This window comes from Cupriavidus sp. 22TCCZM01-5 (assembly GCF_057798915.1).
The window spans coordinates 1-11,576 of sequence record NZ_JBYOJR010000065.1 but is presented as its reverse complement, the minus strand read 5'-3'; the positions used below and the strand labels follow the sequence as shown (position 1 = coordinate 11,576).

General features: G+C 60.8%; 12 protein-coding genes and 1 pseudogene. 7 read left to right on the top strand and 6 right to left on the bottom strand.

Annotation, left to right across the window (positions count from 1 at the left end; genetic code table 11):
* Positions 1-388 precede the first annotated feature (388 nt).
* Positions 389-1,270, top strand: a complete 882-nt coding sequence (locus AC3FNH_RS32140; RefSeq protein WP_488722952.1) for a helix-hairpin-helix domain-containing protein — start codon at positions 389-391, stop codon at positions 1,268-1,270.
* A 283-nt stretch (positions 1,271-1,553) separates the two neighbouring features.
* Here the strand turns inward: AC3FNH_RS32140 and AC3FNH_RS32135 are convergent, their stop codons facing one another.
* Together AC3FNH_RS32135 and AC3FNH_RS32130 are read right to left on the bottom strand one after the other, a co-directional pair.
* Positions 1,554-1,808, bottom strand: a complete 255-nt coding sequence (locus AC3FNH_RS32135) for a DUF1488 family protein (RefSeq protein WP_488722950.1) — start codon at positions 1,806-1,808, stop codon at positions 1,554-1,556.
* Positions 1,809-1,840: 32 nt separating this feature from the next.
* Entirely contained in the window at positions 1,841-2,296 is a 456-nt protein-coding gene (locus AC3FNH_RS32130) for a universal stress protein (protein ID WP_488722949.1), read from the bottom strand.
* Between the two features lie 252 nt (positions 2,297-2,548).
* Between AC3FNH_RS32130 and AC3FNH_RS32125 the strand changes: the two genes are divergently transcribed.
* Positions 2,549-2,830 (top strand): hypothetical protein, encoded by a 282-nt coding sequence (locus tag AC3FNH_RS32125; protein WP_488722948.1) that lies wholly within the window; start codon positions 2,549-2,551, stop codon positions 2,828-2,830.
* Positions 2,831-3,515: 685 nt separating this feature from the next.
* Here the strand turns inward: AC3FNH_RS32125 and phaP are convergent.
* Positions 3,516-4,076 (bottom strand): TIGR01841 family phasin, encoded by a 561-nt coding sequence (phaP, locus tag AC3FNH_RS32120; protein ID WP_488722947.1) that lies wholly within the window; start codon positions 4,074-4,076, stop codon positions 3,516-3,518.
* A gap of 762 nt (positions 4,077-4,838) precedes the next feature.
* Here phaP and AC3FNH_RS32115 point away from each other — a divergent pair.
* Positions 4,839-4,994, top strand: a pseudogene (locus tag AC3FNH_RS32115) (lecithin retinol acyltransferase family protein); the annotation flags it as partial.
* A 12-nt stretch (positions 4,995-5,006) separates the two neighbouring features.
* Here AC3FNH_RS32115 and AC3FNH_RS32110 read toward each other — a convergent pair.
* A complete protein-coding gene (locus tag AC3FNH_RS32110) occupies positions 5,007-6,335 on the bottom strand; it encodes an IS4 family transposase (protein WP_488722951.1) in 1,329 nt (442 codons plus the stop codon).
* A 122-nt stretch (positions 6,336-6,457) separates the two neighbouring features.
* On the opposite strand from AC3FNH_RS32110, the gene AC3FNH_RS32105 reads away from it, so the two are divergent.
* From AC3FNH_RS32105 to AC3FNH_RS32095, 3 genes are all read left to right on the top strand, one after another.
* Complete coding sequence (locus AC3FNH_RS32105) at positions 6,458-6,844, top strand: lecithin retinol acyltransferase family protein (RefSeq protein WP_488722946.1); 387 nt, start codon at positions 6,458-6,460, stop codon at positions 6,842-6,844.
* Between the two features lie 106 nt (positions 6,845-6,950).
* On the top strand, positions 6,951-7,358 hold the full coding sequence (locus AC3FNH_RS32100; RefSeq protein ID WP_488722945.1) for a response regulator: 408 nt from the start codon (positions 6,951-6,953) through the stop codon (positions 7,356-7,358).
* A gap of 92 nt (positions 7,359-7,450) precedes the next feature.
* Complete coding sequence (locus AC3FNH_RS32095; protein ID WP_488722944.1) at positions 7,451-8,323, top strand: helix-turn-helix domain-containing protein; 873 nt, start codon at positions 7,451-7,453, stop codon at positions 8,321-8,323.
* A 28-nt stretch (positions 8,324-8,351) separates the two neighbouring features.
* Here the strand turns inward: AC3FNH_RS32095 and AC3FNH_RS32090 are convergent, their stop codons facing one another.
* Positions 8,352-8,999, bottom strand: coding sequence for a response regulator (locus AC3FNH_RS32090; RefSeq protein ID WP_488722943.1), 648 nt, complete (start codon positions 8,997-8,999; stop codon positions 8,352-8,354).
* Between the two features lies 1 nt (position 9,000).
* Positions 9,001-10,722 carry a PAS domain-containing sensor histidine kinase gene (locus tag AC3FNH_RS32085; protein ID WP_488722942.1) on the bottom strand — a complete coding sequence of 574 codons (1,722 nt, stop codon included), beginning with the start codon at positions 10,720-10,722 and terminating at the stop codon, positions 9,001-9,003.
* Positions 10,723-11,173: 451 nt separating this feature from the next.
* Between AC3FNH_RS32085 and AC3FNH_RS32080 the strand changes: the two genes are divergently transcribed.
* Entirely contained in the window at positions 11,174-11,488 is a 315-nt protein-coding gene (locus AC3FNH_RS32080) for a GYD domain-containing protein (protein WP_488722941.1), read from the top strand.
* The last annotated feature ends 88 nt before the right edge of the window (positions 11,489-11,576 follow it).

Here is an 11,576-nt window from a genome sequence, read left to right as displayed (position 1 = left end):
CCATGGGTCAGCGGCATTGCCAGACCGGCGTTGCGTGCGGCCTCAGCACGTTCGATCCGTGCGTGCGCGGGGAAAATCGACGAACGGGATCTGGCCGGCCTGGACCTGAGTGCATGGCGCCTGGCCTACAACGGCGCCGAACCGGTCAGCGCGGAAACCATCGAGAGATTTGCTTCACGCTTTGCTCGGTATGGCTTTGATCCAATCGCCATGACTCCCGTGTATGGCCTCGCCGAGTGCTCGGTCCGGGTATGTCACCCACGCGGCCGTCGCCAGGGCCCATGGCTATGCGCACGTGCCTGCGGAGCAGGTCCTGACATGAGCCGGGATGAACACCGGTCCGGTGTCGCTGGCCGCCGGCGCGGATTCCCTTGATTGGCAAGCGAAGATGACGCCTTCCCGCGCATTTCCCGACAATCTGCAGGTGGCCCAATGCTTGCAGGAAGCGGCGCATCACCTCGAAGAGCAGGGCGCCAACCCGTTCCGGGCCGGGGCGTACAGGGCCGCCGCCGATACCGTTGCCAACCTGCACAGTGATATCCGGATGCTCTTTGAAAAGGGGGGCGTCGACGCGCTCGATGCGCTACCTCACGTTGGCAAGGGTATCGCGGGCGCGATTGCCGAAATGCTCATCACGGACCGCTGGCGCCAACTCGAGCGGCTTCGCGGCGCAGATGCCTACGCGGCATTGTTCCAGAGCGTGCCGGGGGTTGGTCCGGAACTCGCTACCCGGATCCACGACACCCTGCATATCGATACGCTTGAAGCGTTGGAGCTTGCGGCTCGCGACGGGCGTCTCGAGGACATCAAAGGCATCGGCCCGCGCCGCGCGGCAGGCATCCGCGCCGCGCTGGAGGAGGTACTGAGCCGACGGCGCCAGTGGCGGGCGCAGCGGCAGCGCAAGACACCGCTGGTGGAGCCGCCGGTGTCCCTGCTGCTGGAGGTAGATCGTTTCTACCGCGAGAAAGCCGCAGCGAACGCGCTGCCGACCATTGCCCCGAAACGATTGAATCCCCAAGGTGCGGCGTGGTTGCCGGTGCTTCATCTGAGCCGGGACGGCTGGCACTTTACCGCGCTGTTCTCCAATACCTCGCGTGCCCACGAACTCGGGCGTACCGAGGACTGGGTGGTGCTCTATTTCTACGACGACGATCATGAAGAGAATCAGCGGACCGTCGTCACCGAAACCCGCGGATCCTTGATCGGCAAGCGCGTGGTGCGAGGCCGCGAGTTGGAGTGCAGGGCACAGTACCTGAAGCAGACCATGTAGCCGACCCGGCAGTGGGTATGGGTTCAGCAAGCCCGGCGCGATCCTCCTCGTAAGCGGCAGGCGCCGATCATTCCGTTGCGTCTGGCTCCTGGAGCCTGGCGCGGATTTCGTCGCGAGTGGCATCTCTTAGCCGCAGCAAGGCTTGCCAGTCATCGCCGGCCGCGTAGACAGCCTCTCCGGCAACGACTGCCAGAGGCGTCCGGCTCGGCCACCAGCATTCGTCCCGTAGCAGGGACCGGGTGCCGATCACGGTGACGCCTATGTACGAAAGCAGAAATGCCCGCTATGCAGGACGATACTGCGCGCGCCTGTCATCTCGAATACGCCGCGTGCCACGCCTTCGATCGCTTCCCGGTGGTTGAAAAATGCAGGCCACCAGAACGTCATAGAGATACAAACGCGCGCCAAAGTGATCCTCCAGTGAGTCTGCCGTGATCTCGTAGCCTGCCGGGTTCCCATCGATCCGCACCGGACACTGGAGGCTGGGGCCGGCCCGGCAATAGGCCGATTTCGTATCGGAGAAATAGATCTGGCTCATGTCGGCGGCCTTCGGGTCGCGGTCTGGTCGGGTCACTTTTCCGTCTCGCTACGGATCAGCAGGACGGGCAAACTGGTCTCGCGAATCACGCCCTCGGACACGCTTCCCATGACTAGGCGGCGGATTCCGCGCCGCCCGTGCGTGCCGAGGACGATCAGGTCGGCATTCCAGTGGCGCGCCTCGTTCACGATGGTGTTCGCGATCTGGCCTGGCGAGTTTGTACGCTCGAGCAGACGGGTCACGCAAGGTACACCGGCAGCGTTGAATCGGTTGACCGTGGCGGCCAGTACCTTTTGCCCAAAGTTCATGATTTCCTTCATGAGATCGGCCGGGTCCCTGTAGCTGACCTCGAAGAACAGGTCACTGTCGTCTGCCACGAACAGCACTTTGACCTCCGCGCCGCTGGCCTTGGCGACGACAATGGCTTGCTCGACTGCGAGGACCGACGATTGGCTGCCGTCAACAGCGACAAGGATGCGTTCATACATGGCGGGATTCTCGACAGCAAAGGGCGACTGCCGCGATGGCAGCCAGACAGTTTCAAGCCTAGGTGCCGGTGGCGCGTAGGAGTTGACTTGTGTCAAACGTGCAGTCCAGCCCTTCCCGATACCGCCGGCTGGTTAGGGGAGGGGCGCGGCATGCTGCCATTTCCCCGGCCCTCTTTGATGTGGTGCGACAAATGACCGAGGTTGCTCCGGGCTAAATGAGGGATCCCTCACGCTGTCTCCCGGAGATTGTCAATGGACAACGCCACGATCATGTTTCCCCTGGATGCCAGCCGCCGCGTATACCAGCGGTTGCATCTTGCGGCGCAACGGGCCCTGAAATATCGGGCGACCGTCGTCGGCCTACTTGCCGTGGGCAATCCCGACCCGACTGCCATTCGCTACCTTGCGGATGGAACCGGTTACCTGACTTACTGCAACGACTGGCATCCTGTTGCTCGCCAAAAGCTTCTGGTCAACGATCGCGCCAAATTCAGCGGACTGCTGGTGGGCATCGCGTTCGAAGTGTTCCGATGATCGAGATGACCGAGCGCTGCTCGCTGCCACGATCTCGGTTGCGAGTCTGGCGCACAAGCACCGGTCGTGCCTCGGTTACTTCGGGGCAGCATGATGCGGTGATCGACCTGGGCTCGCCGAGCCCCAAGTGAAAGGCTCCCTGTGTTCACGACACCCGGCGACAAATCAGGAGTCGACCACTGTCAGGCTGTGCTGACAGGCCTGCCGTAGTTACCTACGCAAGCAGGGGCACGGCCGACAAACGGAGCGCCACGGCGCTGACATGACAATCAGAGTCTCCTGATGGCAGTAGTGGGGTGTCCCTTCGATACTGAGTTAACAACGCTCTGCTATCGACGAAGGAAATTGCCATGGAACACTATTGCACGCTGTGCGGACGCCTCGGGCATTCTGCATCGGGCTGCCCATGGGGTCCGTACATTCATCATGCGAGAATTTCTCACTTCGTGCCAGACCTGTGCCGGGCGCAAAGGGGAGAGCCTGCAATTGCCAGGCTGTGGCCGGCTGCGACGGCATGCCGCACACCGACGCCGTGATCGTGCCATGGTGCGGCAGCCGAAATCAGGTGTCTATCCGTTTTTTTTCGGCACGTCGGTGATGCGGCCCGCCGGAAGGAGGAAATTATTCCGGCCAGGCCCCGCCAGATCGGCGGCGCACCTGGTGACGTCGCCACAAACTCGACGCTCTAGTGCTTGGTAGCACGGCCCGCCTTATCAGTGTCCCGCTGCGCCTTCGAAGCGGCCGCGGAACCCAAGTTCAAATTGTTCTCAGCAGCTTCCATCGCTTGCCTCGCTGTTTGCTGCATGGTCTCGCATAAGGTAGCGCCGGCGGTCAGGGCCGATTGCCAGGCCGCCAAAGCCGCCTCTGAGCCGGGCGCGCCTGTCGCGGCATTGTCGATGACGTCTTTCATCTTGCGTTTGGTCTCATCGAGCTGCGCCTCGGCGACCTTGGCAAAATCGCCTTGTGCCGCTGCAGCAACCTCATAGAGGTCGCGTTGATACGCCTGCGCCTTCTCAATGGCCGGCGGGAGCAAACTCGCCTGCAGGGCGAGCAGCTCGGCCGCATCTTTGGCTGCCAGCACCTTGCGTGTGGCTTCTTGGGTGTCCACCAAGGTCGATTTGAGGGTCCGCAGATTCAACTCGACCAGCTTCTGCAGGCTGTCAAGGCCCTTATTGGCCAGGCCGCAAAAGACATCGAAGCTAGCGGACTGCGCTGCTTGCATCTGTTCGGAGGGTGAGGATGGCATGATCAAGCTCCTGAACTGAATCCGGTGCAATTGGCCGGGGTTGGGAATCAATCAATATGGACTTACTACTAGGGAGCATGCTGGAGTGAGCGTAAGCTACCCACCGCCGACTAATGCAGTTGCCAGAGGCCGCTGGCCAACAACGCTGCCCTCAGCGGCGCAGTTTGACAGCTACCAAGTAGCCTTGGCCCGAATGCATCAGGTGACGTTTATCGACCTTGAACAGCTCACGTTCAGAATCCCGCGTGAGCGGACGTGTGGCGTACTTACCAGAACGAGGGTGGAATTTCATGTTGACTCAACATGTAAGTCACTGCCTCCTGATGCATTTGCTGGGCATGTGGAGCGTATTGCTGCGTAGATGTCGCAGTGCTCATTCGATGTTCTCCATCGATGCATCCTACTGGCGCTAAACCAAATCCCAAACGGTCGGCATGTAACAATCTGTAATGCGCGCTCTGGCGCACTCGGCGCCACTCGCAAGGGGGATGCCTCAGGCAGAAGTCCCTTCCAATGCATCCGGTTCGTGCACGGCAAAAACGTGTCACTTCTCATCCCACCCACTGTACGGTTCCCCTGACAGTGGGGTTCCAGTATCAGGCTCCCGCCCCCGCATTTGGCCTACCGGTGCCATGGCAATGATCGGACAACCTTCTCAGGCGCTGCTGATTTCGGCGGTGCATTGCGGCGCCAATACTTCAGTTCATCCACGCAGCACACAGCAGTCAACCCGCGATGACAAAATAACCAGGGGGGCGAACGATGAACAACCGTGACAAAAACATCGAACCTGTACGGCATCGTGCGGATATAGCAGAGGGTCTTTTCATAGGCGCGCATCTGGTGACGAAGCGCATCGGCTATGTTCATCACGGAATCTATGTCGGCAACGGAAACGTAGTGCACTATGCCCATTTCCTTATACAGAAGTCATGACTCTTCGCGCAGTGCCTGAATGGTGAGCGCGGCATCCATGGTTCGCTGCATGCCGATCCAGATCGTCTTAGCGCCAGGCTCGCCATCGCTTTTGCGCCCAAGGAACCCACCCAGGGAAGCAACCAAGCGAATCATCTGATTGAGTGTGATCGGTGTCTTCGGGCGAGATTTCTTGGCGAGCACGTATGCCCCCCGAATCTCGTCGGTGTCGAAGAATACGGACGCGTCCAGATCCGGGCAGGTTCTGCCCAACCGCATCAAGCGCGCAATGCGCCACGCCACCACCATGTACAGCGCCAAGGCCCGCTCCACACGATCCATGTGCGAGAGCTGTAGCGCTTCGACCTTGCAGCCGGTCTTCAGGACATGGAAGAACATCTCGATCTCCCACCTGGCCCGATACCATTCAACCAGTTCGATGACCGCATCGGCGCCCTGTGCTTCTCGGTTCGTCAACAGCCGCCAAACCACTGGCTTGACGCCTTCGGGCGCGCCGATCTCCCTGGCCTCTACGCAAGTGATCGCCGCTCCGGCCTTACCCGGCAGCTTCACACGTTGGGCGCGCAACTCCTGTTTGACCTCGCGTGCCTTCTGGTCTGCACGCCCTGGCAAGATAAAGGTGATTTCGCCGAGTACCGGGCTGGCGTCGACGCTATCCCACAACTTGCCGCCCTCAGCAACGTTGCGGTTGTGTTGGCTGCGGATCAACCAGTCGGCCTGTTGGCCAAGTTCCTGGGCGCGCGCCATCAACTCGGCAATATCACCCTCGCGGTCCGTCACATAGACCAGCCGTGTCTGGGGCAGCAGCGCGGCTTGCTCCGCAACCCGTTCGTACCCCTCGATCCAGCGGACGCTTTCTTTGATCCCGCCGCGGTTGCCGTCGGCGTCCTTTGGTTCCCGAGCCCACATCCAGGCATCGATCACCCCCAGCGGTTCACGGTCTGGCGTCACCGCGTAGGTCGGATGGAGATACATGCCCCGCTGGGCTTCGTAGCTCAGCGGCCCCAGCCCCTCCATTTCCTGGCCATTGAAGTTCAGCTCGGTCGTATCAGCGATGCACAGCACCACCGGAAACTGCGCGACTCTTTCCGCCGTGCGCTCCCAATGCGGCTGCATCACGTCGCGCCAATCGATCTGCTCATTGCTGAGAAATCGATACGCCGCAATGGTTTGCGACCAGTCATCGCATGCGCCGGGAATGCTGGCCGTCGGCAGTGCCGCAAACCGCTTGAGCAACTCCTTGGCCCGCCGATCTCGCCGCGGATCACCAAGATCCAGATTCTCAAATTCCTCGTCCACCCATGCCCCCGACTCGTTGCCCATTGCCGCGCAAAATCCGAGAGTAAACGCGAGTCCGGCGAAGTTAACAACCCCTGACCTCAAAATTTCCGAGGCCTCAGGCTCCATGCCCCGCTGCCAAGACGGTCCTACTTCTGTATAAGGGGATGCACTATGCCGGCTTCAAAGGATTCTTCCGCTGTGGGCCGGTCGAGAAAACTCCCTTGGCAAGTTTTGCCCGTGAATACGGATTCGGTACCGAAACGACTTCGCAGGCCAGGTTTTCCGGAGCGGAGGTTGTTCAGCACGCGGCATCGAGGCTGGGTGAAAACGATTACCGCATTCTCACCAACAACTGCGAGCACTTCTGCACATGGTGCCTGTTCGGCGAGAGCCGCAGCGAGCAAGTGGAGACGTTACTGAGCCATCCATGGTGCGCCGTGTACGCCCTGGTTGGCATGCTTTGCGAGATGCTCGGAAAGCGGGTTCGCGAAAGGAATGCCCACCTCACTACGGGCGGTGAGGCGGATATTTCCCTTGCAGTCGGGGCCTGAACGCCGACCGTCCGTCAGGGAAGTCTGACAGCGCCGCCTCCAAATCTGACGTGACTCTCAGCTTCGCCTCATTTCGACACACCCGGACATCCACAATACTGGGTACATGAGTGATCCCACCCGACAAGATGGCCTAACCGTCTATCTGCTCGAACATGCCATCCCGATCCGGCGCAGACAGTTGCGAATGCTGAAGACGCTGGCTGGCATTCAGGTGATAGGAATGGGGACAGATGCGGCGACCGAACTGCAGATGCTGATCGGTGTAAGGCCGGACATCATTCTGATTGGACTGCGCGCCTCGCAGCCGGGCTGGCTGGCGCAGATCCGGACAGTGTCGAAAGCACTCCCAGATAGCATCTTGATTGTGCTTGCCGAAAGCGGTGCTTCGTTGTTACGTAAGGCGTGCCTGAAGGCAGGCGGGCGCTATTGCTTTGACAGGACTCTCGAAATCAATGAACTGCGGGCGGCGCTGATGGAAGCAGTTGCGGTCAAGAACGCCAAGGAACCATAGGGAGGTTGCAATCGGTGACAAATGCGCGCTGTCAAGAATGCGCAGGTTCGCCGTTCGGCCGGTCAACGACTGGCATCGAGATGGAGACAACGATGTTCGAAACAAGCATTGCGGGGACGACAGCCCTGACGGCATTCGATGCCGTTACCTCGGAAGCGGAGGACTTTGGTCACATCGTGTCCAAGTCGCCAAAGCCAAAGGCCCAATGTTCCTCCTGTGCGCTGCGGCACATCTGCATGGCGTCCGCCCTGGATGAGAAGGAGGTCGCTCGCCTGAGTGGCGTTGTCCTCAACTGGCGAACGCTCAGGCAGGGGCAGGCGCTATACCGGGCCGGGGATCCGTTCCACAGCGTGTACGCCTTGCGCTCAGGTTCGTTCAAGACTGTTCTCTCGCACCAGAGTGGCCGGGAATACGTATCCGGGTTCTTCCTGCCTGGTGAAACGCTCGGCTTAGACGGCATTGCGACGGAGCAGCACACCTGCGATGCCGTTGCCCTCGAGGACAGCGCCGTCTGTGTGATCCCGTTTCATCTCCTGGAAGCGCTGTGCCGCGAGGTCAAGCCGTTGCAGCTACATGTTCATAAGATGTTGAGCGCGGAAATCGTACGCGAAGCCGGTCAGAGGATGCTGCTCGGTAACCTCACCGCCGAGCAGTGCGTGGCCGCGTACCTGCTCGACATCTCGGCACGGTTCGAGCGCCGGGGCTATTCGGCGACTGACTTCACGTTGCGCATGACACGGGAGGAGATTGGGGGTTACCTGGGCCTGACACTCGAAACGGTGAGCCGTACTTTGTCCCGCTTCCAGCAGGAAGGCATGATCCGGGTCCATGGCAAGCAAGTCACGCTATGCGACCTTGAGGCGCTTGACGCGCGCTGGGGGTCAGGCAAAGGCAACAGTGTCGGCACGCCTCGCCCGCGCGCACGCAAATGCTTCCGGCAGCCAGCACTCGTTTCGACTGGGTAGCGCCTCTATCGAGGCCCAACGCTAAGTCTTAGCAGTCCTCGTCCTCGCCGAACAAGTGATGGTGCAGGGCATACCGGACCAGCGCAGCTTCGCTCGACATCCCCATCTTCTCCATCAGGCGCATCTTGTAGGTACTGACGGTCTTGGCGCTGACACACAGCGCCGCCGCGATGGTCGTCAGCGACTCGCCCAGGACCAGACGGCGATAGACCTCCAGTTCGCGGTCGGACAAGTGCAGGTGAGGCGCCTCGCTATGTTGATCCTGCAAGCTCGTCGCGAGTTTTCCAGCGATCGCCGGGCTGACGTAGGTGCTGCCATTGGCTACCTGACTAATGGCAGCGACCACTTCATTCGCGGCGCTCTCCTTGGTCAGGTAGCCGGCAGCGCCCGCCTGGAAGGCGCGAACAATGTATTGTTCCTCCGCATGCATGGTAAGCACGAGGATGCGCAACGCGGGCTGCTCGTCCCGCAACAGACGAATCAGTTCCAACCCGCTGCGTCCCGGCATGGAGAGGTCAAGTAGCATCACTTGCGGGCTGCAATCGCGCACCAGAGAAAGGACCTGCGCCCCGTCCGCAGCTTCGGCGACGACCTCGAACTTGCCGGCTCGCTCCAGGATTTGCCTGAGCCCGTCGCGGACCAATGCGTGATCGTCGGCAATCATGACACGTACCACGTTATGTCTCCTTGACCTGGGGGACTTGTACCATCAGGCAAAACCCCTTTCCAGGGATGCTATCGATCGAGACGGCGCCACCCAGGAGGCGCGCCCGTTCCCGGATGCCGAGCAGGCCCAGCGACTTGCGCAGCCCGCCCCCGGAAGGTTTCTTGTCCCAACCTACGCCATCGTCTTGTATTTGCAGTTCTATCTGGCTCTCTTCCCGGGTAAGGCGGATCTGTACGGCCGTTGCATCGGCATGCCGGATGACATTGCTCAACGCCTCCTGGGCAATGCGGAACATGGCGATTGCCGTTTGCTCCGGAACTTCCGCATCGACGCCATCGACGCTTACCGCCAATCCGTACCGGTTGGCAAAATCGTTGGCCAGCCATTCGATGGCGGGCAGCATGCCCAGTTCGTCGAGCAGGGCCGGTCGCAGGTCACTGGCAATGCGGCGAACCGAGGCTACAGCGTCGTCGATGACTTCGTCCATGGCATCCATCTCCTGAAGGAGGTCCGCAGCATCACGGCCGTCCTTCATGTCGGCGCGAAGCATGGACGTGTCCATCTTCAGCGCGCTGAGCCGCTGGCCCAGGTCATCATGGAGTTCGCGCGCAACGCGCCTCTTTTCCTCCTCGCGTGTGGAGAGAATGCTGCCAGAGAGCTGCTGCAGATCCTCGCGCGAACGCCGCAGAGCCTCGTCGGCGCGTACGCGTTCGGTGATGTCGCGCAGCATCACCGTGTACAACTTGGTGCCACAGTCAACGGTTTGCGAGATGGACGCCTCGATCGGGAATTCGCTGCCGTCCCGACGCAAGGCATGGAGTGCCCGTTGACGTCCCATCTGGCGCTCGGACACACCGGTAATGCCGAACCGGCGCACATGCTCCTCATGGGAGGCCCGGAAGCGCTCGGGAATGAAATCGCTGAGCGGGCGGCCAATCGCCAGTTCGGCAGGCCAGCCAAACAAGCTCTCGGCCATTGGATTGAACAGCGCGACGCGCTGATTACTGTCCACGGTGATGATCGCCTCCATGGCCGAGCGGATGATGCCCCCCAAGCGCGCCTCGCTTTCCTTCACGCGCTGGAGACTGCTCCGCAGCGCCTCATCGGCACGTGCACGTTCGGTAATATCGCGCAGCATCACTGTATACAGTTTGGTGCCTCCGTCCGCCGTTTGCGAGATGGACGCTTCGATCGGAAATTCGCTTCCGTCTCGCCGCAAGGCGTAGGGGGCTCGTTGACGTCCCATCTGGCGATCCGACATCCCCGTGATACCAAACCGGCGTACATGCTCCTCATGCGCGGCCCGGAAACGCTCGGGAATGAAATCGCCGAGCGGGCGACCAATCGCGAGTTCGGCAGGCCACGCGAACAAGGCCTCGGCCATTGGATTGAACAGCACGACGCGTTGGTCGCTGTCCACGGTGATGATCGCTTCCACAGAGGAGCGGATGATCCCCGCCAACCGCGCCTCGCTTTCCTTCACCCTCTGAAGACCGTCTCCGGAGGCGCGCCTGAGCCGGATCCAGTAGAGACCAACCATGAGGCCGACGCTTGCCCCCAGCAAGGGTATTAACGTTGCCAGAATCTGGGGGTACCGTTCGGCGGTGAGGTAGGCCAGCGCAATGCAAAGCATGACCGCACCACTGCCAATCGCGAAATCGATAGCAAGCGGGGGCGTTTTTTTGGACGATGGCGGCTGGGCCTTGCCTTCGGGGGCGAAAGGATTGGTCATGCAACGCGCACTGCCTGGCTGGTGTCGTACGTTTTCAGCACTTATCAACACTATAGGGACAGCCGTCAACCGCAACCCCCGCCGAAAATGCGTCGTAATCTTCACCCCCCCCGCACAAAGCGAGCTACAGCCGATTATGGAAGGTGACCAGCCGGGTTGGCCCGCTGGAAGCGGCGCTGGCGGCGGCGCAGCAACGCGCCACGACTGGCGGGCGCACTAACGCCGAGGTGGCCGCCACGCGTTGATCCGGATACCGCACGTCCCGATCAAAAAGCTGTTTGGTTGAGCCGCATTCCGTGGCCAAGCTGGTACCGGCAGCGCCGCCAGAAGCATGCCTGAACGTCCGTAGCTTGGCCTGCCAGATATTGCGCTGAGACAAAGGAACCTATCCAGCAGTCACTAGGCTATGAGTATGCGGCGCCCATCCCGCCCATCAGTTTAGGAGTGGAAGATGCCAATCTTCATCATGGAAACCCGTGTGTCTGTGGAATCGCTGCGGCAGCCTCGGTCGTTCGAGGTGCTTGAGCGCGGTGTGGCAGGTTATCTCGAGAAGGCTTGTCCCGATGTGAAATGGCTGGGCAGCTATGCCACCATGGGGCCTTATGACTACCTCGATATCTTCGAGGCAAACGACGTTGAAGGCGCCATGCGTGTGTCGGTCCTAGTGCGTGCCTATGGACACGGCGAGGCCACGATCTATCCGGCCATGGACTGGGGGCGGTTCAAGCACCTGGTGCGGAATCTCCCAGAGTTGCCCCCTGTGTGAGCCAGCCCAATGCGAATCGGCGTTCCTAAGAAGCTGTTGCGAAATTACCCATAGGGTCTGTTAACTTTCTCAAGCCGGTGTTAACTTC

Coding starts and splice junctions, on each gene's coding strand:
- AC3FNH_RS32140 (WP_488722952.1), top strand. CDS start 389: ATGACGCCTTCCCGCGCATTTCCCGACAATCTGCAGGTGGCCCAATGC.
- AC3FNH_RS32135 (WP_488722950.1), bottom strand. CDS start 1,808: ATGAGCCAGATCTATTTCTCCGATACGAAATCGGCCTATTGCCGGGCC.
- AC3FNH_RS32130 (WP_488722949.1), bottom strand. CDS start 2,296: ATGTATGAACGCATCCTTGTCGCTGTTGACGGCAGCCAATCGTCGGTC.
- AC3FNH_RS32125 (WP_488722948.1), top strand. CDS start 2,549: ATGGACAACGCCACGATCATGTTTCCCCTGGATGCCAGCCGCCGCGTA.
- phaP (WP_488722947.1), bottom strand. CDS start 4,076: ATGCCATCCTCACCCTCCGAACAGATGCAAGCAGCGCAGTCCGCTAGC.
- AC3FNH_RS32110 (WP_488722951.1), bottom strand. CDS start 6,335: ATGGGCAACGAGTCGGGGGCATGGGTGGACGAGGAATTTGAGAATCTG.
- AC3FNH_RS32105 (WP_488722946.1), top strand. CDS start 6,458: ATGCACTATGCCGGCTTCAAAGGATTCTTCCGCTGTGGGCCGGTCGAG.
- AC3FNH_RS32100 (WP_488722945.1), top strand. CDS start 6,951: ATGAGTGATCCCACCCGACAAGATGGCCTAACCGTCTATCTGCTCGAA.
- AC3FNH_RS32095 (WP_488722944.1), top strand. CDS start 7,451: ATGTTCGAAACAAGCATTGCGGGGACGACAGCCCTGACGGCATTCGAT.
- AC3FNH_RS32085 (WP_488722942.1), bottom strand. CDS start 10,722: ATGACCAATCCTTTCGCCCCCGAAGGCAAGGCCCAGCCGCCATCGTCC.
- AC3FNH_RS32080 (WP_488722941.1), top strand. CDS start 11,174: ATGCCAATCTTCATCATGGAAACCCGTGTGTCTGTGGAATCGCTGCGG.